23 protein-coding genes are annotated in these 21,401 nt (G+C 72.5%); 13 read left to right on the top strand and 10 right to left on the bottom strand.

What is annotated here, in order from left to right:
• Positions 1–32: 32 nt before the first annotated feature.
• Positions 33–416 (bottom strand): ATP-binding protein, encoded by a 384-nt coding sequence (locus AB0G01_RS19350; protein ID WP_360947230.1) that lies wholly within the window; start codon positions 414–416, stop codon positions 33–35.
• A 136-nt stretch (positions 417–552) separates the two neighbouring features.
• On the opposite strand from AB0G01_RS19350, the gene AB0G01_RS19345 reads away from it, so the two are divergent.
• Positions 553–876: an STAS domain-containing protein gene (locus AB0G01_RS19345; RefSeq protein WP_360947228.1), complete on the top strand. Its 324-nt coding sequence runs from the start codon at positions 553–555 to the stop codon at positions 874–876.
• Positions 877–879: 3 nt separating this feature from the next.
• Here AB0G01_RS19345 and AB0G01_RS19340 read toward each other — a convergent pair whose 3' ends face one another.
• Positions 880–2,271, bottom strand: coding sequence for a PP2C family protein-serine/threonine phosphatase (locus AB0G01_RS19340; RefSeq protein WP_360947226.1), 1,392 nt, complete (start codon positions 2,269–2,271; stop codon positions 880–882).
• Positions 2,272–2,423: 152 nt separating this feature from the next.
• Between AB0G01_RS19340 and AB0G01_RS19335 the strand changes: the two genes are divergently transcribed.
• Positions 2,424–6,818: a HAMP domain-containing protein gene (locus AB0G01_RS19335; RefSeq protein WP_360947396.1), complete on the top strand. Its 4,395-nt coding sequence runs from the start codon at positions 2,424–2,426 to the stop codon at positions 6,816–6,818.
• 31 nt (positions 6,819–6,849) lie between these two features.
• On the opposite strand, the gene AB0G01_RS19330 is transcribed toward AB0G01_RS19335, so the two are convergent.
• The 6 genes from AB0G01_RS19330 to AB0G01_RS19305 all read right to left on the bottom strand — a co-directional run bounded on the left by AB0G01_RS19330 (position 6,850) and on the right by AB0G01_RS19305 (position 11,223).
• A complete protein-coding gene (locus AB0G01_RS19330) occupies positions 6,850–7,218 on the bottom strand; it encodes an STAS domain-containing protein (RefSeq protein WP_360947224.1) in 369 nt (122 codons plus the stop codon).
• Positions 7,219–7,279: 61 nt separating this feature from the next.
• Positions 7,280–7,660 carry a response regulator transcription factor gene (locus AB0G01_RS19325; RefSeq protein ID WP_360947222.1) on the bottom strand — a complete coding sequence of 127 codons (381 nt, stop codon included), beginning with the start codon at positions 7,658–7,660 and terminating at the stop codon, positions 7,280–7,282.
• On the bottom strand, positions 7,657–8,718 hold the full coding sequence (locus tag AB0G01_RS19320; RefSeq protein ID WP_360947220.1) for a PAS domain-containing sensor histidine kinase: 1,062 nt from the start codon (positions 8,716–8,718) through the stop codon (positions 7,657–7,659). The genes AB0G01_RS19325 and AB0G01_RS19320 overlap by 4 nt, the downstream gene beginning before the upstream one ends.
• A gap of 26 nt (positions 8,719–8,744) precedes the next feature.
• Complete coding sequence (locus AB0G01_RS19315) at positions 8,745–9,122, bottom strand: ATP-binding protein (protein ID WP_360947218.1); 378 nt, start codon at positions 9,120–9,122, stop codon at positions 8,745–8,747.
• A gap of 87 nt (positions 9,123–9,209) precedes the next feature.
• Positions 9,210–9,857 (bottom strand): response regulator transcription factor, encoded by a 648-nt coding sequence (locus tag AB0G01_RS19310; protein WP_360947216.1) that lies wholly within the window; start codon positions 9,855–9,857, stop codon positions 9,210–9,212.
• 175 nt (positions 9,858–10,032) lie between these two features.
• Complete coding sequence (locus AB0G01_RS19305; RefSeq protein WP_360947214.1) at positions 10,033–11,223, bottom strand: XRE family transcriptional regulator; 1,191 nt, start codon at positions 11,221–11,223, stop codon at positions 10,033–10,035.
• 270 nt (positions 11,224–11,493) lie between these two features.
• On the opposite strand from AB0G01_RS19305, the gene pcaH reads away from it, so the two are divergent.
• Genes pcaH through pcaC form a run of 5 tightly spaced genes read left to right on the top strand, consistent with a single transcriptional unit; the run spans position 11,494 to position 15,219 of the window.
• The gene (gene pcaH, locus AB0G01_RS19300) at positions 11,494–12,222 is read left to right on the top strand and encodes a protocatechuate 3,4-dioxygenase subunit beta (protein WP_360947212.1); all 729 of its coding nucleotides are present in this window, start codon (positions 11,494–11,496) and stop codon (positions 12,220–12,222) included.
• Complete coding sequence (pcaG, locus tag AB0G01_RS19295; RefSeq protein WP_360947210.1) at positions 12,215–12,775, top strand: protocatechuate 3,4-dioxygenase subunit alpha; 561 nt, start codon at positions 12,215–12,217, stop codon at positions 12,773–12,775. The genes pcaH and pcaG overlap by 8 nt, the downstream gene beginning before the upstream one ends.
• On the top strand, positions 12,750–14,090 hold the full coding sequence (gene pcaB / locus AB0G01_RS19290) for a 3-carboxy-cis,cis-muconate cycloisomerase (RefSeq protein WP_360947208.1): 1,341 nt from the start codon (positions 12,750–12,752) through the stop codon (positions 14,088–14,090). The genes pcaG and pcaB overlap by 26 nt, the downstream gene beginning before the upstream one ends.
• A complete protein-coding gene (pcaD, locus tag AB0G01_RS19285; RefSeq protein WP_360947206.1) occupies positions 14,087–14,842 on the top strand; it encodes a 3-oxoadipate enol-lactonase in 756 nt (251 codons plus the stop codon). The genes pcaB and pcaD overlap by 4 nt, the downstream gene beginning before the upstream one ends.
• Positions 14,839–15,219, top strand: coding sequence for a 4-carboxymuconolactone decarboxylase (pcaC, locus tag AB0G01_RS19280; RefSeq protein ID WP_360947204.1), 381 nt, complete (start codon positions 14,839–14,841; stop codon positions 15,217–15,219). Before pcaD ends, pcaC begins: the two co-directional genes overlap by 4 nt.
• 37 nt (positions 15,220–15,256) lie before the next feature.
• Here the strand turns inward: pcaC and AB0G01_RS19275 are convergent, their stop codons facing one another.
• The gene (locus AB0G01_RS19275; protein ID WP_360947202.1) at positions 15,257–15,796 is read right to left on the bottom strand and encodes an MOSC domain-containing protein; all 540 of its coding nucleotides are present in this window, start codon (positions 15,794–15,796) and stop codon (positions 15,257–15,259) included.
• An 82-nt stretch (positions 15,797–15,878) separates the two neighbouring features.
• Here AB0G01_RS19275 and AB0G01_RS19270 point away from each other — a divergent pair, with 82 nt between their 5' ends.
• Positions 15,879–16,115: a hypothetical protein gene (locus AB0G01_RS19270; RefSeq protein WP_360947200.1), complete on the top strand. Its 237-nt coding sequence runs from the start codon at positions 15,879–15,881 to the stop codon at positions 16,113–16,115.
• Between the two features lie 74 nt (positions 16,116–16,189).
• Here the strand turns inward: AB0G01_RS19270 and AB0G01_RS19265 are convergent, their stop codons facing one another.
• On the bottom strand, positions 16,190–16,684 hold the full coding sequence (locus tag AB0G01_RS19265; protein ID WP_360947198.1) for an FBP domain-containing protein: 495 nt from the start codon (positions 16,682–16,684) through the stop codon (positions 16,190–16,192).
• A 67-nt stretch (positions 16,685–16,751) separates the two neighbouring features.
• Here AB0G01_RS19265 and AB0G01_RS19260 point away from each other — a divergent pair, with 67 nt between their 5' ends.
• The 5 genes from AB0G01_RS19260 to AB0G01_RS19240 all read left to right on the top strand — a co-directional run bounded on the left by AB0G01_RS19260 (position 16,752) and on the right by AB0G01_RS19240 (position 21,289).
• Positions 16,752–17,318, top strand: coding sequence for a WHG domain-containing protein (locus AB0G01_RS19260; RefSeq protein WP_360947196.1), 567 nt, complete (start codon positions 16,752–16,754; stop codon positions 17,316–17,318).
• Between the two features lie 12 nt (positions 17,319–17,330).
• On the top strand, positions 17,331–17,906 hold the full coding sequence (locus AB0G01_RS19255) for a hypothetical protein (protein ID WP_360947194.1): 576 nt from the start codon (positions 17,331–17,333) through the stop codon (positions 17,904–17,906).
• Positions 17,907–18,249: 343 nt separating this feature from the next.
• Positions 18,250–19,578: a lysine N(6)-hydroxylase/L-ornithine N(5)-oxygenase family protein gene (locus AB0G01_RS19250; protein ID WP_360947192.1), complete on the top strand. Its 1,329-nt coding sequence runs from the start codon at positions 18,250–18,252 to the stop codon at positions 19,576–19,578.
• A gap of 378 nt (positions 19,579–19,956) precedes the next feature.
• Positions 19,957–20,763, top strand: coding sequence for an ABC transporter ATP-binding protein (locus AB0G01_RS19245; protein ID WP_360947190.1), 807 nt, complete (start codon positions 19,957–19,959; stop codon positions 20,761–20,763).
• Positions 20,764–21,010: 247 nt separating this feature from the next.
• The gene (locus AB0G01_RS19240; RefSeq protein ID WP_360947188.1) at positions 21,011–21,289 is read left to right on the top strand and encodes a GNAT family N-acetyltransferase; all 279 of its coding nucleotides are present in this window, start codon (positions 21,011–21,013) and stop codon (positions 21,287–21,289) included.
• Positions 21,290–21,401 lie beyond the last annotated feature (112 nt).

Below are 21,401 nucleotides of genomic sequence, written 5' to 3'. Positions count from 1 at the left end.
TGGGGCGGTGCCGTCCCGGGGTCGGGCGGGGGTCAGCCGAGCTCGGCCCAGACGACCTTGCCGTCCGGGGTGGGTGACGTTCCCCACTCCCGGCTCAGCGCCGCCACGATGATCAGCCCGCGCCCCCGCGCCGAGTCGACCTGCACCGGTCTGGGTTCGGGCAGGTCGGGTGACTGGTCGGCCACCTCCAGGCGGACACCCGCCTCGGTGCGGCTCACCGTCAGCTCCAGCGGTCCCGACGCGTGGTCGACCGCGTTGGACACCAGTTCCGTGACCACCAGTGCCGCGTCCTCGGCGACGTCCGGGGACACGCCCCACGCCGCCACCGCCTCGCCGACGATGCGCCGGGCCTGGGCGGACGCGCCGGCGGTCGCGGGCAGCGTCACGGCCACCGGCGTCGCTGGCTCGTTGCGCACAATCGCTCCCGTTGATCGGCCGTTACCGCATCGTCGCACATCCTGTCTCTTGGACCACCCAGTGGTCGCGTCCCACGCCCCGGTGCTGCACGATCTGTAGCGGCGCGGCACCCGCCGTGCGGGAAGGCGCGACGCGATGGACTTGCAGGTGCGCAGTGAGGTCCGCGGCGGTTGGACCGTCGTCGCGGTGTCGGGCGAGCTGGACGCGGACACCGTGCCCGTGCTCTCCGACCACCTTGAGGAGACACCGGGCCAGAGGGTGGTGCTGGACCTCAGCGGGGTGCCGTTCATGGACACCACCGGGTTGTCCCTGATGCTCGACTGGCACCGCCGGCTCGACGTGGTCGGTGGCCGGTTCCGGATGGCTTCGCTGCAACCGTCGGTGCACAAGCTGTTCCGGCTGACCGAGCTGACGGAGGTCATGGACATCCACGGGTCGGTGGACGACGCCACGGCCTGACGGTCAGCTCTCGGCCTGCACGACCAGCAGGGTCAGGTCGTCGTGCTCGGCGGTGCCCAGCCAGGAGAACACCGTCCGCCGCACGTGCTCGGCGACGGCCTCGGCCGGCAGCCCCGCGCACTCGGCCAGGGTCGCCCTGAGCCGCGCGTCGCCGAACAGCTCCTGCCGGTCGTCCTGCGCGCGGGCCTCGGTCACGCCGTCGCTGTAGAGCAGGAGCGTCTCGCCGGGCCCGAGCGCGACCGTGGTCTGCTGGAAGCGCACCTCGGACAGCACGCCGACGATCCCGCCGTGCACGGCGACCTCGTCCACCCGGCCGCCGGAGCGCAGCACCAGCGGCGCGGGGTGCCCGCCCGCCGACAGCGACACCCGCAGCCCGCCGGCCTGGACCGGGACCAGGTTCCCGATCACCAGGGTGGTGAACAGCTTGCTGCCCGCCGCCCGCAGCGCCGCGTTGAGCAGGTTCAGCAGTTGCGCGGGCCGCTGCTCGACCACCAGCAGGGCGTGCAGGCTCTGCCGCACCCGCCCGGAGTGCACCGCGGCCTCCAGGCCGTTGCCGGCCACGTCGCCGAGCACGAACGCGGCGCTGCCGTCCTCGCGCGGGTGCACGTCGTAGAAGTCGCCGCCGACCAGCATGCCGCGGTGCGCGGGCTCGTAGACCTGGGCCAGCCGGACGCCGGCCACGACCGGCAAGGGGCTGGGCAGCAGGTGCGCCCGCAGCGCCGCCACGGCCCGCTCCTGCTCGTCCAGGCGGGTGCTGACGCGGACCGCCGCCGCCGCGCGCTCGGCGTACCGGGTGACCAGGTCGGGGTCCCGGGGGCCGCCGAAGCAGACCAGCGCCCCGCCGTCCGTCAGCGGCACGGCCAGACCCGGCCCGGTCGCACCGCCCCACGCGCCCTCGCCCGGCGCGGTGATCTCGGCGTGCGGCGCGGTGCCGTCCAGCACGGCCGCCAGCGCCGGCGTGGCACCGGCCGGCTGCCGGGTGGTGCGGGCCGCCGTGACGAGGCCGTCGGGGCCGCGCCGCCACCACTCCAGCCGTCCCCGGGCCCCGGGAACGATCACGACCGGGTACGGGGAGGGGGCCATTTCGACCACGGTGCGCAGCGTCCCGGCGCGGTCGGTGATCGTCAGGAGTCGGCGCGAGGCGTCCTCCAGGAATTCGTCCGCTCCCCGGTACCAGGCCGTCCAGCCGCCGCCGAGGTCCTGCGAGCGGCCCGTCGCGATCGTCGGCGCACCCGGTCTGGCCTGCGGGAACAAGATCGCCGCGAGCGGATTGGCCAAGCGCACGACCCCGTCCGGGTCGAGCACGACCACGGCTTCGTGGAAGCCGTCGACGAGACGGTGCCACGCGTCGAGGTCGAGGCCCGCCTCGGAACCTTGCCGGTAGCCCTGGGCCATCCGCGGCTCCTGTGTGTCGGGTCGTGCCCAACCTAGCGGACACGCCACCTCCGACAGTGGCAGGCTTGGCGCAGATCCGCTGACGTTGGAGGCCCCTCGTGACGACCGCGCAGGACGACACGGACGTTACCCTCGCCCGACTGCTGACCGCGATGCGCGAGATGCGCGACGGCAACTTCCGCCGTCGCCTCGTCGTGCCGCAGGGGCGCGCGGGCGAACTCGCCGAGGTCTTCAACGAGATCGCCGAGCGCAACCAGTGGCTGGTCGGCGAGCTGGTGCGGGTGCGCCAGGCGGTCGGGCAGGAGGGCAGACTGGCCGAACGGCTCGCGCCCGGCTCCGGGCCGGTGGGCTGGGAGATGGCCGCCGACTCGGTGAACGGCCTGATCGACGACCTGACCCGGCCGACCACCGAGCTCAGCCGGGTGCTCGCGGCGGTGGCCGAGGGCGACCTGTCGCAGGAGATCACGGTGACCGGTCGCGGCGAGGTCGCGACCCTGGTGGAGAGCTTCAACTCGATGACCGCCACGCTGCGCACGTTCGCGGGCGAGGTGACCCGGGTGGCGCGTGAGGTCGGCACGGACGGCCGGCTGGGTGGTCAGGCGCAGGTGCCGGGGGTGGCGGGCACCTGGAAGGACCTCACCGATTCGGTGAACTTCATGTCGGACAACCTGACCGCGCAGGTCCGCGACATCGCCCAGGTGGCGACGGCGGTGGCGCAGGGCGACCTGTCGCAGAAGATCACCGTCACGGTGGCGGGCGAGATGCTGGAGCTCAAGGACACCGTCAACACGATGGTGGACCAGTTGTCGTCGTTCGCCGACGAGGTGACGCGGGTGGCGCGCGAGGTCGGCACGGACGGCCGGCTGGGCGGTCAGGCGCAGGTGCCCGGGATCGGCGGCACGTGGCGCGACCTCACCGACAACGTCAACTTCATGGCGAACAACCTGACCTCGCAGGTCCGCAACATCGCCCAGGTGGCGACGGCGGTGGCGCAGGGCGACCTGTCGCAGAAGATCACCGTCGACGCGCGCGGCGAGATCCTGGAGCTCAAGTCGACCATCAACACGATGGTGGACCAGTTGTCGTCGTTCGCCGACGAGGTGACGCGGGTGGCGCGCGAGGTCGGCACGGACGGTCGGTTGGGTGGTCAGGCGCAGGTGCCGGGGGTCGCGGGCACGTGGCGGGACCTGACCGATTCGGTGAACTTCATGGCGGGCAACCTGACCTCGCAGGTCCGCAACATCGCCCAGGTGACCACCGCCGTCGCGCAGGGCGACCTGTCGCAGAAGATCGACGTGGACGCGCGCGGCGAGATCCTCCAGCTCAAGACCACGATCAACACGATGGTGGACCAGCTCTCGTCGTTCGCGGCCGAGGTGACCCGGGTGGCGCGCGAGGTCGGCAGCGACGGCCGGTTGGGCGGTCAGGCGCAGGTGCCGGGGGTCGCGGGCACGTGGCGGGACCTGACCGATTCGGTGAACTTCATGGCGGGCAACCTGACCTCCCAGGTTCGCAACATCGCCCAGGTCGCGACGGCCGTGGCGCGCGGCGACCTGTCGCAGAAGATCACCGTCAACGCGCGCGGCGAGATCCTGGAGCTCAAGGACACCGTCAACACGATGGTGGACCAGCTCTCGTCGTTCGCCGACGAGGTGACGCGGGTGGCGCGCGAGGTCGGCACGGACGGTCGGCTGGGTGGCCAGGCGCAGGTGCCCGGCGTCGGCGGCACGTGGCGCGACCTCACCGATTCGGTGAACTTCATGGCCAACAACCTCACCGCGCAGGTCCGCAACATCGCCCAGGTGACCACCGCCGTGGCCGGCGGCGACCTGTCGCAGAAGATCACCGTCGACGCGCGCGGCGAGATCCTGGAGCTCAAGTCGACCATCAACACCATGGTCGACCAGCTCTCCGGCTTCGCCGACGAGGTGACCCGGGTGGCGCGCGAGGTCGGCACCGACGGCCGGTTGGGCGGGCAGGCGCGGGTGCCGGGCGTGGCGGGCACCTGGAAGGACCTGACCGACAACGTCAACGTCATGGCGGACAACCTGTCCACCCAGGTCCGCAGCATCGCCGCGGTGGCCACGGCGGTGGCCGGCGGCGACCTGTCCAAGAAGATCACCGTCGAGGCCAAGGGCGAGATCGCCGCGCTCGCCGACACCATCAACGGCATGGTCGACACGCTGCGGGCGTTCGCCGACGAGGTCACCCGGGTCTCCCGCGAGGTCGGCACCGAGGGCATCCTCGGCGGCCAGGCGCGGGTGCCGAACGTGGCGGGTACCTGGAAGGACCTGACCGAGAACGTCAACTTCATGGCGAACAACCTGACCAACCAGGTCCGCAACATCGCCCAGGTGACGACGGCGGTGGCGCGCGGCGACCTGTCGAAGAAGATCGACGTGGACGCGCGCGGCGAGATCCTGGAGCTCAAGACCACGATCAACACGATGGTGGCCCAGCTCTCGTCGTTCGCCGACGAGGTCACCCGCGTCGCCCGCGAGGTCGGCACCGAGGGCAAGCTCGGCGGCCAGGCCGAGGTCGAGGGCGTCTCCGGCACCTGGAAGCGGCTCACCGAGAACGTCAACGAGCTCGCCGGGAACCTGACCCGGCAGGTGCGCGCGATCGCGATCGTGGCGACGGCGGTGACGGCGGGCGACCTGACCCGGCAGATCACCGTGGACGCCTCCGGCGAGGTCGCCGAGCTCAAGGACAACGTCAACCGGATGATCGGCAACCTGTTCGAGTCCACCCGCGCCAACCAGGAGCAGGACTGGCTCAAGACCAACCTGGCCCGGCTGTCCGGCCTGATGCAGGGCCACCGCGACCTGCACGCCATGGCGTCGCTGGTGATGAGCGAGCTCACCCCGCTGGTGTCCGCGCAGCACGGGGCGTTCTTCCTGGTGGGCGGCGAGTCCGACGTGCTGGAGCTGACCGCGACCTACGCCTACCAGCCCGCCGGCCGGCCGACCCGGTTCGCCCGGGGCGAGTCGCTGATCGGCCAGGTCGCGGTGGAGAAGAAGACCGTGCTGGTCACCGCCGTGCCGCCGGGGTACCTGGAGATCGGGTCCGGGATGGGGTCCGCGCCGCCGGCCAACCTGGTGATCCTGCCGATCGTGTTCCAGGGCGAGGCGCTGGGCGTGATCGAGCTCGGGTCCTTCGGCGAGTTCACCGAGGTGCACCTGGACCTGCTCGACCAGTTGAAGGAGAACATCGGCGTCAACCTGAACACCATGCTCGCCAACGCCCGCACGGACAGCCTGCTGGTGGAGTCGCAGCGGCTCACCGAGGAGCTGCGGGCGGGTTCGGTGGAGCTGGAGGCGCGGGCGCGGCAGCTCTCCTCGGCGTCGAAGTACAAGTCGGAGTTCATGGCGAACATGTCGCACGAGCTGCGCACGCCGTTGAACTCGCTGCTGATCCTGGCGAAGCTGCTGGCCGACAACCTGGACGGCAACCTCAACCCCAAGCAGGTCGAGTTCGCCCGGACCATCCACTCGTCCGGCACGGACCTGTTGCAGCTCATCGACGACATCCTGGACCTGACCAAGGTCGAGTCCGGGCACATGCAGGTGCAGACCGACCCGGTGCGGGTGTCCGACGTGGTCGGCTACGTCGAGGCGCTGACCCTGCCGCTGGCCGCCGAGAAGGGCCTGGGGTTCGACGTCACGGTGGACGAGGACGTGCCGTCCACGCTGCACACCGACGAGCACCGGTTGCAGCAGATCCTGCGCAACCTGCTGTCGAACGCGGTGAAGTTCACCCACGACGGCGAGATCCGGCTGGTCATCCGGCTCGGCGACGGCTCGGTGGCCTTCGACGTGCGCGACACCGGCATCGGCATCCCGGCGGACAAGCTGTCGGTGATCTTCGAGGCGTTCCAGCAGGCGGACGGGACCACGTCGCGCAAGTACGGCGGCACCGGCCTGGGCCTGTCGATCAGCCGGGAGCTGGCGACCCTGCTGGACGGGCGGCTGGACGTGCGCAGCGAGCCCGGCGAGGGCTCGACGTTCACCCTCCACCTGCCGCTGGGGGAGCAGGCGCTGGTGCCGGTGCCGGTCGAGTCGGAGCCCGCCGAGCTGGTCAGCGCGGACGACCCCGTGCCGGCCACCCGGGCGGCCGTGCCGCCGGTGCCCGCACCCGTCGAGCTGCCGCCCGCGCCGATGCGCTTCCACGGCGAGAAGGTGCTCATCGTGGACGACGACCTGCGCAACGTGTTCGCGCTGACCAGCGTGCTGGAGCTGCACGGGCTGGAGGTGATCTACGCGGACAACGGGATCACCGGGGTGCGCGCGCTGGAGCAGTACGACGACGTGTCGTTGGTGCTGATGGACATCATGATGCCGGAGCTGGACGGCAACGCGACCATGGCGGCGATCCGGGCGATGGCGCGGTACGCCGACCTGCCGGTGATCGCGGTGACGGCGAAGGCGATGAAGGGCGACCGGGAGAAGAGCCTGGCCTCCGGGGCGACGGACTACGTGACCAAGCCGGTGGACACCGAGCACCTGCTCCGCCTGATGGCGTTCTACCTCGACCTGGAGCAGGACTGACCGGTACCGCGGGGACGGACCCGCGCCGGCGTCATCGGGGCTCGGCCGGCGACCGGGCCCACCCGCGCCGCACCCCTCGGACGCGCTCCAGGGCGGCGTCCGGCGACGCGCACAGCGGCAGGCGGACGTCCAGGCCCGTCACGACGAGGGGGCGCAGCACGAGCCGCGTGGAGGCCACCACGGCGAGGGCCTCGATCTCGCGGTCGGCGTCCACCAGCAGTTGGATCCCCGCCGAGCCGAAGAACGTGACGGCGGCCAGGTCCAGCACGACGGCGGGCGCGGGCGCGCTCAGGGCGGTGCGGATGTCGGGCACCGTGTCCAGGTCCACCTCGCCGACCACCTCCACGAGGAGGACGTCGTCGAGCAGGGAAGACCGGACGGTGACTAGCGGCTGCTCCATGTCGGCACTCCCGACGCCGTGGCTGGCTGCGCTGCCCGACGTTACGGGAGGTCGGGGGTGGTCACAACTCCCCGAAGGGTCCTCGGCCCAGCCTGCGGACGGTGTCCACGATCTCCGCGTTCGGCACGCCCTTCACCAGGTACTCGGTGACGCCGGTGTGGCGCATCTCGACGATCGTGGCCGGATCGGCGTGGGCGGAGAAGACCATGACCCGGATCTCCGGGCGGCGGTGCCGGAGCTCGCGGGCGACGTGGACGCCCCCGCCGCCGGGCATCCGGACGTCCAACACCACCACATCGGGTGAATGCCGTTCGGCCAGCTCGACGGCCTCGGGTGCGGTGCGGGCGACGGCCACCACGGTCAGGTCGGCCTCGGCCTCCAACACCTCCTGGAGCGCCTCGCTGATCATGGCGTCGTCGTCGCAGACGAGGATGCGGGTCACGGGACGGTGGTGGGCAGCCAGAACCGGACGGCGGTGCCGCCGCCGGGGCGGTCGGCGAAGGTCCACCAGCCGCCCGAGGTCTCGGCGCGCTCCCGCATTTCGAGCATGCCGAAGTGCTCCAGCCCCGCTTGGACGGCGGGGATGGCGGTGACGCCGATCCCGTTGTCCGCGACCTCCACCAGCGTGCCGTGGTCCTCGGTGGACAGGGTGACCTGGACGGTGGACGCCCGCGCGTGCTTGTGCACGTTCGCCAGGGCCTCCTGGAAGATGCGGAAGATCGTGATGGCCGCGTCGTTCGGCGGCTCGCGCTCCAGGCCGTCCTGGACGGTGCAGGTCAGGCCCCACCCCGGCGCGACGTCGCCCAGGTACTCCGTCAGCGCCCGGACCAGGCCGTGGCGGTCGATCTCCGGCGGGCGCAGGCGGAAGACCAGGGCCCGCAGCCGGGCGATCGCGCCGCGCACGGCGTCGTCCAGCCGCCGCACGGTGCCGGCGTGCTCCTCGGGCAACCTGCCTTCGAGCAGTTGCAGGCGCATGCCGACGGCGACCATCGACTGGATCGAGTCGTCGTGCACGTCCCACGCGATCCGCCGCCGCTCCAGCTCCTGCGCCTCCACCAGGTGGGTGACGAGCCTGCGCCGCTCCAGCAACTCCTGCTCGGCGCGGCGGCGCTCGGTCATGTCGCGGGTGACCTTGCCGAACCCGTGCAACCGGCCGGTCCGGTCGAACAGCGCGGTGATCACGACGTTCGCCCAGAAGCGGGTGCCGTCCTTGCGCAGCCGCCACCCCTCGTCCTCCAGCCGGCCGTCGGCGACGGCGGACTCCAGCTCGCGGCGGGGCTTCTCCGCGATGACGTCCTCCTGCGGGTAGAACGTGGAGAAGTGCCGGCCGAGGATCTCCTCCGCGCGGTAGCCCTTGATGCGCTCCGCGCCGGAGTTCCAGCTCACCACGTGCCCGTCGGGGTCCAGCATGAAGATCGCGTAGTCGACCACGCCCTCCACGAGCAGTTGGAACGCGGAGTCGGGCATGCGGTCCGGAGGCCGTCGGGGTGGGCTCGCCATACCGGTACTGTGCACCACCCCGGGCTCTAGCCCAGTTCGCACCACACGACCTTCCCCGCACCGCGCGGGGTCACGCCCCACCGGTGGGCCAACCGGTCGACCAGGGGGATGCCCCAGCCGCCGTCGGTGCCGTGCGGGCGGATCCACGGCGGGGTGGGGCTGCCGTCGCCCACCTCGACCAGCACCCGGTCCGCCCCTCCGGTCAGCCGCAGCACGGTCTGACCGCCCGCGTGGCGGTGCGCGTTGGCGACGAGTTCGGAGACGACGAGCACCACGTCGTCGTGATCGCCCCGGTAGCTCCAGCCGGCCAGCGTCCGCCGGGTGAAGTCGCGGGCCAGGGACGCGCAGCCGGAACCCCTCGGCGGGCTGAAGTCCGCCACCTGGTCGGTCACCGGGACATCCACGTTGGCACTGTGGGGCACGACGCCCCCCGTGGCGAGACGCAGCGGTGTCACCGCGACTAGTGCGGATGCACCAGGAACCGGTCGGGGTCAGTCGAGCAGGCCCTCGCGGCGGGCGATGGACACCGCTTCCAGCTTCGACCGCGCGCCGAGCTTGTCGAGCACGCGTTGCACGTGGTTGCGCACGGTGTTGCGGGCGACGCCGAGCCGCTGCCCGATCTCCTCGGTGGACGCCCCGTCCGCCAGCAGTGACAAAGTTTCACGTTCGCGCGAGGTGAGGGACGACCCGGCGACGGACGTGCGCCCGGTGAGCCGGTCGAGCACGCCGGCCAGCAGGCCGCCGTCGAACACCGCCTCGCCCTCCGCGACCCGCCGCACCGCCTCGGCCAGCTCCTCCAGCCGCGCCGACTTCAGCACCAGCCCCGAGCCGCCGGCGTCCACCACGCGGGCGGCCACCGCCGCGCCGGCCTCGCCGGTCAGCACCAGGACCCGCGCGCCCGCCGCGCACAGCTCGGGGATCGCGGTGATGCCGTCGCCGTCGGGCAGCCGGCGGTCGAGCACCACCACGTCCGGGCGGTGCCGCGCGGTGGCCTCCCGGGCCGTGGCGATGGACCGGACGGCGGCCACGACCACGACCTCGGGGTTCCGCTGGAGCGCCAGCCCGATCGCCTCGGCCACCATGTCGTGGTCCTCCACCAGCAGGACGCGGATCGGACCGGGACGGGGTGGATCGGACATGTGCGACGTCCTCGTGGCGGGTGGAGCCGCTCGCGCGCGACCCCTCAGCGTGGCACGGGCCACCCTAGACGGGGAACCTCGGCGAAGTGGAGGCCCGCTGCCGTGCTGCCTCGCGGGCAGCCTGGTCGGGGACCGCGCCGGCCCGGCGTCCTCGCGGAGGCGGACCGCGCACCGGTCAGCTTCCGAGGATGATCCGCCGATCGTTCCACGCCATCCGGAGCAACGTGAGGGCGCTTGCCGACAGGCGGGGTTCGAGGCGGTCGATGGTATCCGCCGTGAAAGGGATGTGCTTGGCGTCGCCCTTGCCGATGACCCGCCCCTCGTCGTTGACCGCGACCATGTCGTGGAACAACCTGTCGAATTCAGACGCGTCGACGACGGCTACGGTCAATTGCTGCGCGCCGAGTTCCAAGGGCTCCATCACCAAGCCGTAGTGCCACATTCGGAAGCTGCCGCGCCTGCGCGCTTCTTCGAATCGCGCGAACGGCTCATCTCGTGCGTAGTCGACAGACCGGGGACCGCCTCCGTCGTGCTCGGGGTTGCCCAGGAACTCCTCGGAGAACTCCCGCATGATGTTCCGCCACAGTGAAAAATCGTTCTCCACGTCGACGGGCGCGCCCGACGAGGGCTGGAACTCCCCGGCGGGCATCGTGTGGCACAGCCCGCCGCCATCCGCCACCTTGCCGCCGTCCCGCTCGTGGAGGACGAAGCCGGCACCCTCGCCGAGGCCCCCGCGCCGGATGGTCAACGTGCTGATACCGGGGGACATCAGCAGGTTCCCGGGGTCGAACGGAGTGCCGATCGCCTGCCGCAGGGTAAGGTCTTCGATCCTCGGGACGGCCCTGCCTGACCCAAGCCACGCCCGCTTGAACTCGTGCGCGACCATCTGCTTGAGGTTGAAGACCTCGAAGAAGGTCGTGTGTCCGAAGCGCAGTCGCAGCCCACCGCCACCGCGGACGGCCACACCTGTCAGTCGATAGCTCAGGCGGTTCTCCAGCAGCCTCGGGCGAACGAGGTCGCGGACGGCACGGCTGTAGTCCCGGTACCGCACGCCCTGGTCGTTCAGCGGCAGCAAGGCGGCCACGTCGACCTGTGCCGGAAACTCATAGCACGGAAAATCGCTCGCCCACTCCAGTTCGACGGAATCCAGTTCGACCGGTCGGTCGATCAGCCAGCCGGGTCCGACCAGCACGTGACCACCGGGCGCGCGGACCGATTCCGGATACATCCAGGCGGCGAGTTCGGCCAACTCGCGCCCACGGACACCGGGCGCACTGCGAACCCGCAGCCATTCTTCCTGGTCGGACTCGACCGTGGCCACTCCGCTCTGGTCGACATCGACGCGCCCGGTGGTCGTCCTGGGCATCGCCCCTTCTTCCTGTGCGTCCGTCGAACCTCTACCGCCGACCACGGTGGACCTGTACCGGCCCGGAACGCCACGAGCAACGCCGCAGTTCACCGTGCGTACGACTCCGTGCCGACGTGAGGGACGGCGGGTCGGACTTCCGATCAGTGGAACCGGCCGTTGACCCGTCCCGGGGCCCAACTTACGGTCCGACCACCCCGACACGGGCCCGGCGTGGCAGGCGGGCGACGCGTCGGCCGATCCCCTCGGCGACACGAACAGGAGGGCGCGGTGCCACTCGACACCACCACGCCGCACTACCGGCCGGACACCGGGTCCCACCCGCCGGTGCGCTGGCCGGACTACCGCTCCAACGCGGCCAGGTCGCCGCACCGCCCCTTCGCCCTGCTGCCGCAGCGGCTCGGCGAGATCACCGGACCGCTGCTCGGCGAGGGCCGGGTGGGTCCGCACGACCACGACCTGACCGCCGGTCACGACGGCGAGCCGCAGGGCCAGCGGATCACCGTCTCCGGACGGGTGCTCGACGGCGACGGCCGTCCCGTCGCCGGCACCCTGCTGGAGGTCTGGCAGGCCAACGCGGGCGGGCGCTACCGGCACGACGGCGACCGGCACCCCGCGCCGCTGGACCCGAACTTCAGCGGCGTCGGCCGCACCCTCACCGACGCGGACGGCCGCTACTCGTTCACCACGATCCAGCCCGGCGCGTACCCGTGGCGCAACCACGACAACGCGTGGCGGCCCGCGCACATCCACTTCTCGCTGTTCGGCACCGCCTTCACGCAGCGGCTGATCACCCAGATGTACTTCCCCGGCGACCCGCTGTTCGACCAGGACCCGATCTTCAACTCGGTGCGCGACCCGAAGGCGCGGGCGGCGCTGATCGCGCGGTTCGACCTCGACAGCACGGTTCCGGAATGGGCGTTGGGGTACCAGTGGGACATCGTGCTGCGCGGCACGAACCCCACTCCGCTGGAGGACGAGGACGACCACGATGACTGAGCTCCAGACCACGCCGTCGCAGACCGTCGGTCCGTTCTTCGAGAACGGGCTGTTCTGGGAGGACGGCGTGCACGTGGTGCCGGAGGGCACCGCGGGCGCGTTCCGGATCGAGGGCCGGGTGCTCGACGGCCGCGGCGAACCCGTGCCCGACGCCGTGGTGGAGACCTGGCAGGCCGACCCGGACGGCCGCTTCGACCACCCCGACGACCCGCGCGGAGCGGTGCGGTGGAAGGATTTCCGGGGCTTCGGCCGCAGCGCCACCGACAGCGGCGGGCGCTGGGGCGTGCTGACCGTGAAACCCGGTCCGCTGCCCGCCGGCGACGGTTGGGAGGCACCGCACCTCAACGTGTCGGTGTTCTGCCGGGGGATGCTGGTGCGCCTGGTCACCCGGATCTACTTCCCGGACGAGGAGGCCAACGCGGACGACCCCGTGCTGGGCTCGATCGCCGACCCGGCCGCGCGGAGCACGCTCATCGCCGCGAGCGCCCCGTCCGGCTACCACTTCGACATCCGCTTGCAAGGGGAGCATGAAACCGTCTTCTTCGACGTCTGAGCTGTTCGGGCCGCTGTTCACCGACCCGGCCGTGGAGGCGGAGATATCCGACCGGGCGTGGCTGCGGGCCATGCTGGACTTCGAACGCGCCCTCGCGATCGTCCAGGCGCGGGCGGGCGTGGTCTCCGAGGAGGCGGCCCGGATGGTGGTGACCGCGATCGACGTCGGCCACTACGACCCGGCCGCGCTCGGCGCGGCGGCGCGCGGCAGCGGCACCCCCGTGGTGCCGCTGGTCCGGGCGATCGGCGAGCACGTCACCGCCGAGGGCCGGGCCGCCGTCCACAACGGCGCGACCAGCCAGGACGTGCTGGACACCGCGCTGTCGCTGGTGGCCTTCCGGGCGCTGGGCCCGATCCTGGCCGGCCTGGCGGGCGTGGCGGGGGAGTGCGAGCGGCTGGCCCGGCGGCACCGCGCGACGCTGATCGCCGGGCGAACGCTGGCGCAGCACGCGCTGCCCACCACCTTCGGCCTCAAGTGCGCCGGGTGGCTGGTGGCCGTGCACGAGGCCGCCGAGGTGCTCGACCGGGTGCGGGAACGGCGGTTGGCCGTCCAGTTCGGCGGCGCGGCGGGCACGCTGGCGGCCGTCGACGACCCGGACCTGGTCGACCAGCTCGCCGTGCAGCTCGGCCTGGTCGCGCCGCTGATCCCGTGGCACACCGACCGGACCCGGGTCGCCGAGCTGGCGTGCGCGCTGGGCGGTGTCTCGGGCGTGCTGGCGAAGATCGCGCAGGACGTGGTGCTGCTGGCGCAGACCGAGGTGGCCGAGGTCGCGGAGGCCGAGGGCGGCACGTCGTCGGCCATGCCGCACAAGCACAACCCGGTGCGCGCGGTGCTCGTGACGGCGGGGACGCGGCGGGTGCCCGGTCTGGTGTCGACGGTGCTGTCCGCGATGGCGCAGGAGCACGAGCGCGCGGCCGGCGCGTGGCACAGCGAGTGGCAGACGGTCACCGAGTTGCTGCGACTGGTCGGCGGCGCGGTGCACGGGCTGCGCGAGCTGCTGTCCCGGCTGCACGTCGACCCGGATCGGATGCGGCGCAACCTGGAGCTGACCGGCGGTCTGCTGATGGCCGAGAACGTGGCGGTCCGGCTGGCCGCGCGGATCGGCCGCGCCGAGGCGCAGGAACTGGTGGCCGAGGTGTGCCGGGCCGCCGTCCTCAACGGCTGCTCGCTGCGCGAGGCGCTGCGGGCGGACCTGCGGATCGGCTTGTCGGAGCAGGAGATCGGCGAAGCGCTGGACCCGGCCGGGTACGTCGGCAGCGCGGGCGAGTTCGTGGACCGGGCGCTGGCGGCGCACCGGGGGAAGGCCGGGAGATGAAGCCGCACCACGAGGTGAGCGGACCCGAGGGCGCGCCGGTCGTCGTGCTCGGCAACTCGCTGGGCACCACCACCGCGCTGTGGGAGCCGCAACTGGCGGAGCTGTCGGAGCGCTTCCGGGTGGTGCGCTACGACCACCGGGGGCACGGTGGCAGTCCCGCGTCGCCCGGTCCGTACCGGATCGACGACCTCGCGGGCGACGTGCTGGAACTGATGGACGCCTTGGGTCTCCAGCGGGTGTCCTACTGCGGCGTGTCGATGGGCGCGATGGTCGGGATGTGGCTCGCCGGCCACGCGCCGGAGCGGGTCGACCGGCTGGTGCTGTGCTGCACCACCGCGTCCTACGACTCCGCGCGGCCGTGGGAGGAGCGCGCGGCGACCGTCCGCGCGTCGGGCACGGGTTCGATCGCGCCGGCGGTGGTGAGCCGCTGGTTCACCCCCGCGCTGGGCGAGCGGTCCCCGGAGACGGTGGCCCGCTTCGAACGGATGCTGTCCACTGTGGACGACGAGGGCTACGCGGGGTGCTGCGAAGCGTTGGGAGCACTCGACCTGCGCCCCGTGCTGCCGCTGATCCAAGCGCCGACCGCGGTGATCGCCGGCGCGTGCGACGAGGCCACGCCGCCGGAGCGCCTGCGGGCCATCGCGGACGCGATCCCCGGCGCGGAGCTCACCGTGCTGCCGGACGCCGCCCACCTGGCCAACGTCGAGGCGGCCGGGGCCGTCTCGCAGATCCTGCGGAGGCACCTGGGATGAGCGACTACGACGAGGGGATGCGGGTCCGCCGGGAGGTGCTCGGCGACGAGCACGTGGACCGCGCGGTGGCGCGCGCGGACGAGTTCACCGCGGACTTCCAGGAGCTGATCACCCGCTACGCGTGGGGCTCGATCTGGACCCGGCCGGGCCTGGACCGGCGCACGCGCTCGTGCATCACCCTGGCGATGCTGGCGACCCTCGGGCACGACGCCGAGGTGGCCATGCACGTGCGCGCCGCGCTGCGCAACGGGCTGACCCGCGAGGAGATCAAGGAAGTCCTGTTGCAGGTGGCCGTCTACGCGGGCGTGCCCGCCGCCAACCGGGCGTTCGCGATCGCCCAGCCCATCCTCGCCGAGACGCCGGAGTCGCGGCCCTGACCGGCCCGGCGCGTTCCGCGTGACCGCCGGCTCCCCGCTAGACCGGGGCCAGCGGGGTGTGCGGGCCGGCGGGGACCTCCACCCGGATCTCGTCGCCCGGCCGGACGTCGCCGCCGACCAGCACCACGGACATGATCCCGGCCCGGCGCACGACGGTGCCGTGCTCGTCACGGCCCACCACGTGCTTGAGCAGCCCGGTGCGGAACGCCTCGATCTGCGGGCACGGGTTGCGCAGGCCGGTCACCTCGACCACGGCGTCCGGACCGAGCCGCAGCAGCGCGCCGGTGGGCAGTCCGAGCAGGTCGACGCCCCGGGTGGTGATGTTCTCGCCCAGGCGACCCGCGCCGACGTCGAAACCCAGGGCGTTGAGCTCGTCGTGCAGCTCGGCGTGCATCAAGTGCACTTGGCGCAGGTTCGGTCGCGTAGGGTCACGACGCACCCGTGACCGGTGCCGCACCAGCTCGCCCGCGTGGACGTCGCCGGCGACGCCGAGACCGGCCACCAGCCGCACGCCGTCGCAGGTGGGTTTGGTGAATGCGTACTCCGCGCTACGACTCACCGCCACGATCGTCCCCATGCCGCCGACCCTAATCGGTAAGACTTCGGCCTGTCGCGGCGATAACCAGGGTGTAAAACCCTGCGGACAACGGTGAAAGATCATGGACGACGAATTGACCCATCGGGCACGCGCCATGCTGCGTGCCGTCGCGGCCGGCCGCGCCGAGGTGACGCACAGTCGAGAACCCGACCTGCGGTTCGACGGCCTGCTGTGCAGCGACCAGGCCACCGCACGCCAACTGGCGCGCGCCGGGTTGGTCCGACCGGTCCAGCTCGGCGGTCACGGGCAGTGGTCGCCGGCCGAGCTGACCCCGGAGGGCCGCGCCCTGCTCGCGTAACCCCGGAAAAGCGCCCGGCGCGCGGCCCGATCGCCGGCCACGGCCCGGTGCCCGCCCGACGGCTCGCGGACGGGTCAGCCCGTGACGCGGCCGAGGAACGCGGCCAGGTTGCCGGCGGTGCGCTCGATCAGCAGGTCCAGCGGCAGCGATTCGTGGAACCGCCCGCCGGGCCCGGCGTCCTTCTTCCCGCGCAGGTACAGCGAGCACGCCAGGTCGGCGCAGAAGTACGCGCCCACCGAGTTGCCCTGCTGCCCCTCCTTGCCCGCCTTGCGCGCGGTCATCAGGGTCACGCCGTCGCCCGGGTGCGTGGTCAGGCACAGCGAGCACATGCCGCGCCGCACCTGCCCGGCGCGCGGCGCGGCCCGGCGCAGCGCGATCCCCACGAACCCGTCGCCGGACTCGGTGACGAGGTAGGCGCGCTCGGTGGAGGCGGGGTCCTGCCAACCGAGGAAGTCGAGGTCGTCCCACGGTCGCGCGTCGAGGTCCCGGGGCACGGCCAAGCGCTGGGACTCGCCCTTGGTGCAGTTGACGAACGACGCGCGAATGTCGCGTTCGGTAACCGGTTTCATGCGCGGCACGCTAACCTCGGCTAGAGGGCCTAGGCAAATGAATAAGTCCTCTAGGCAAGGGGGTGGGATGGCGCGCGCGGGGATCACCGCCGAGCGCCTGGTGCGGGCGGCGGTGGAGCTGGCCGACGAGGTCGGCTTCGGGAACGTGACCGTGTCGGCGCTGGCCCGCCGGTTCGGCGTCAAGGACGCGAGCCTCTACTCGCACATCCGCAGCGCCCACGACCTCCGCTCGCGGGTGGCCGTGCTGGCGCTCGCGGAACTGGCCGACCGCGCGGCCGAGGCGCTCGCCGGCCGGGCGGGCAAGGACGCGCTGGTCGCGTTCGCGAACGCCTACCGCGACTACGCGAAGCGGTACCCCGGTCGGTACGCCGCCGCCCGGTACCCGCTGGACCCGGACGTCGCGGAGGCCGGTGCGGCGCGCCGGCACGCGGACCTGACCCGGGCCGTCCTGCGCGGGTACCGGCTGGCCGAACCGGACGAGACCGACGCGGTGCGGCTGCTGCACAGCACGTTCCACGGGTACGTCGACCTGGAGGCGGCGGGCGGGTTCGGCCACCACCCGCGCGGCGCGGACCTGTCGTGGTCGCGGTCGCTGGACGCGCTGGACGCCGTGCTGCGGAACTGGCCCGCCTGACATGCTGTGCGGGTGCCCCACCCCGGTTCCCGCACCAGGTCGACGGACCTGTGGCTGCTGCCCGAGGACGAAGCCCTCCTCGGCCGGCGGATCGCCGAACTCCTGCCCGCCGCCTGGCTGTGCAGCCAACCCGGGCCCGCCGGGTCGCACCGGGTGCACCTGCACGCCACCGTGGAGGAGGCGCTCGGCTGCGGCGGCGTCCAGGCGTTCCTGCCGCTGCCCGCCGGGTCCGCCGCACCGGACGGGGTCGAGCCGGCCGGCGGCCTCGTCGCGGACCCGGGTTCGCGGCCCGCGGCGATCGTGCAGTTGTTGCGCTCGCGCGTCCGCGACGAGGTGTTCGAGTGCGGCCGGCTCGCGGTGCGCTGGTCCGAGCCGGCCGTGGGGCCGGAGGTGCACCGGGTGCTCGGCGGGCAGGTGGCCGAGGTGTGGCGGGCACTGCGCGCGGCCACCCGGCCCGCCGCCCTCGCCGACGCCGACGGGCGCACGTCCTCCGGCACGCGGATCGGCGACGCGGCCCGCGAGTTCGTTGCCCGCACGGGGATTCCGCTCGCCCGCCACGGTGGCCCGCACTGGTGCCTCGTCCGCTAGCCGGCCATCGGCGGTCCACAATGGACTGTGAGGTCCGGCGGTTACGACGCACGCTCCGTCGTCGGGCCGCCCCGGGCGGTCGGGTCCCGGCCCGGATCGCCGTCGTGCCCGGTGGTGCACCCGTTTCGCCCACTTGGCGGATCGTGCCGGGGGAGCGGCGGGGACCCCGCGCTTCCGGTCGGCGAAGCCCGGACCGGCTTCACCCGCGCGACCGCCTTCCGCCGACCGGCAGGTGAGGCTACCCTAACCAGCGGAGAGGTCCGGATCACTCCCACAGGTGGCGGACTTAGGTTAGGGTAACCGAAGTTCGATCACTCCCTGTTGCCGTACCGATGGGACAGTCATGCCACAGCCACCTGTCTTCGACGTCCTCGGCGTCGGCTTCGGTCCGTCGAACCTGGCGCTCGCGATCGCCGTCGCCGAGCACAACGCCGCCGCGCGGCCCGAAGACGTGGTCACCGCCCACTTCCTGGAGCGCCAGCCCGGCTTCGGCTGGCACCGCGGCATGCTGATCGACGACGCCACCATGCAGGTGTCCTTCCTCAAGGACCTGGTGACGCTGCGCAACCCGATCAGTTCCTTCAGCTTCCTGAACTACCTGCACGGCCAGGGCCGGTTGGTGGACTTCATCAACCACAAGAACCTGTTCCCGCTGCGGGTGGAGTTCCACGACTACTTCGAGTGGGCCGCCGGGAAGGTCGACGACCTGGTGTCCTACGACCACGACGTGGTGTCCGTGGCACCGGTGGTCGACGGCGGCGCGGTCACCCACTTCGACGTCACCTCGCGGACCTCGACCGGTGAGGTGGAGGTCCGGCGCGCCCGGAACCTCGTGCTGGCGACGGGTTTGCGCGCCTGCCTGCCGGACGGGGTGACCCAGTCCGAGCGGATCTGGCACAACCGCGACTTCCTGCACCGGGTGGCGGCGCTGGAGGACCCGCGCCGGCTGGTCGTGGTCGGCGCGGGGCAGAGCGGTGCGGAGGTGACCGCGTTCCTGCACGAGAAGTTCCGCGACACCGAGGTCTGCGCGGTGTTCGCCCGCTACGGCTACAGCCCGGCCGACGACAGCCCGTTCGCCAACCGGATCTTCGACCCGGCCGCCGTGGACGACTTCTACACCGCGCCCGAGGACGTCAAGCGGCGACTGATGGACTACCACGGCAACACCAACTACGCGGTGGTCGACCACGACCTGATCGCCGAGCTGTACCGGCGGGTCTACCGGGAGAAGGTCCTTGGCGCACAACGCCTCCGGCTGCTGAACGTGTCCCACGTCGCCGGCCTCGAAGAGCACCCGGACGGGGTGCGGGTGACGGTCGAGTCGCTGTCCGACGGTGCCCGCGTCACGCTCGACGCGGACGCCATCGTCTACGCCACCGGGTACCGCGAGGCCGACCCGACCGGTCTGCTGGGCGACCTGGCGAACCGCTGCCTGCACGACGAGCGCGACCGCCTGCGGGTGGGCCGCGACTACCGCCTGGAGACCGACGAGGCCGTGCTCGGCGGCATCTACCTCCAGGGCGGCACGGAGCACACGCACGGCATCTCGTCGTCGTTGCTGTCCAACACCTCCGTGCGGGTGGGCGAGATCCTCCAGTCCGTGCTCGACCGCCGCGAGCCCACCGTGCCGGCGCAACCCGCGTACGCCGTCAGTGCCTTCCGGCGCGCCTAGCCCTGTCAGTCCACTGTGGACGATGTGCTGCCCGCCGGGGGCGGTGCGGAACGGGGCGGGGCCGGAAAGCCCCGACGACCGGCCCGGCCCGACCTGCCGGCTCGACGTGGGGCCGGCTCCCCATTCACCCGACATTCGGTTAGCCTTGCCTAAATGTCAGGGGGAGGTGGGGGTGGGCGGCACATGGGCGACCGCACTCATCGGGCCGGGACCGGCCGGCCCACCGGCACCGCCCCGCGACCCCGTGATCCGAGCCGGCTCCGCCGTGCGACAGCAGTTCCCGACGACACCGCTCCCGCTGGGCACCGCCACCGGGGCGATCGGCGGTCCGTACCCGATGAGGCCGTCGGCCCAGGAGTGGCGAAAGGGGACCGGGCGATGACGACCCGCCTGCACGCGGAGAACCTCACGCTGGCCTACGACGAGCGCCTGGTGGCCACCGCGCTCGACGTGGACATCCCGGACGGCTCCTTCACCGTCATCGTCGGACCGAACGCGTGCGGCAAGTCCACCGTGCTCAAAGCGTTGGCGCGGATGCTGAAGCCGCGCGCCGGCACGGTCTACCTGGACGGGCAGGCGATCTCCGCCTACCGCTCGAAGGAGGTCGCCCGGCGGCTCGGCCTGCTGCCGCAGACGTCCATCGCACCGGGCGGCATCACCGTCGGCGAACTCGTCGCCCGGGGTCGGTACCCGCACCAGCGGCTGCTGCGCCAGTGGTCGGTGGAGGACGAGGAGACCACCTCGCGCGCCATGCGGCTGACCGGCGTGCAGGACCTGGCCGACCGGTTGGTGGACGAGCTGTCCGGCGGTCAGCGGCAGCGCGTGTGGCTGGCGATGGTGCTGGCCCAGGAGACGCCCATCCTGCTGCTCGACGAACCGACCACGTTCCTCGACATCGCGCACCAGATCGAGGTGCTCGACCTGTGCGCGGACCTGCACGAGGACGGCGGGCACACGCTCGTCGCCGTGCTGCACGACCTGAACCAGGCGTGCCGGTACGCCTCCCACCTGATCGCCATGAAGCCCGGCGAGGGCGTCGTGGCGCAGGGCCGGCCGGCCGACATCGTGACGGCGGACCTGGTGGAGGACGTCTTCGGGCTGCCCTGCCGGGTCATCTCGGACCCCGAGACCGACACCCCGCTGATCGTGCCGCTGCGCCGGCAGCGCGTCCCGGTCCCCGGCTGACCGCTCCCGCGCGTCCCGTCCGCCGTCCGCCGTCCGCCGTCCGCCGAAGACTTCCGGGCCCGACCCGGACAGCGTCCACGACGAGATCCGGCTCGCGAAAGCGGTCCGAAATGGACCCAGGGGGGGCACCGGCGGTCGACCACCGCACCCGGCGGTGATCAGGCGCTGCGCGTGGAATGCCGGGCCGCCCGGCGCGCGTTGATCCTGACGGGACGAAGTCGCCGCACCGCCGGAAGGGATCTCGAACGTGGCACAAGATGTGGACGTGACCGTGTCCGACAACACCGCCGAGTCGCGCTTCGAGGTCTTCCTCGACGGCCGGCTGGGCGGGTTCGCCGAGTACGCGCTGGAGCCCGGCCGCGTCACCTTCACCCACACGGAGGTGGCCGTCGAGGGCAAGGGGCTGGGGAGCAGGTTGGTGCGCCAGGCCCTCCTGTCGGCCCGTGAGCGCAGCCTGGCGGTGGTCCCGCAGTGCCCGTTCGTGCGCGACTACCTGGACAAGCACCCCGAGCTCGCCGAGCGGTAGCACCGGAGGAGCCGCCCGCCGACGCCCCCTCGGCCACCACGACGGCCGATCGCCCCGGCGGTCACGGCACCACCGCCGGACAGGGCCCCGGCGTCGCCGGGGCCCGGGGGCG

Origin of the sequence: Actinosynnema sp. NPDC023587, assembly GCF_040640215.1 — a bacterium.
In the GTDB taxonomy this organism is placed as follows: domain Bacteria; phylum Actinomycetota; class Actinomycetes; order Mycobacteriales; family Pseudonocardiaceae; genus Actinosynnema.
This window is presented reverse-complemented; position numbering and strand designations above follow the sequence as displayed.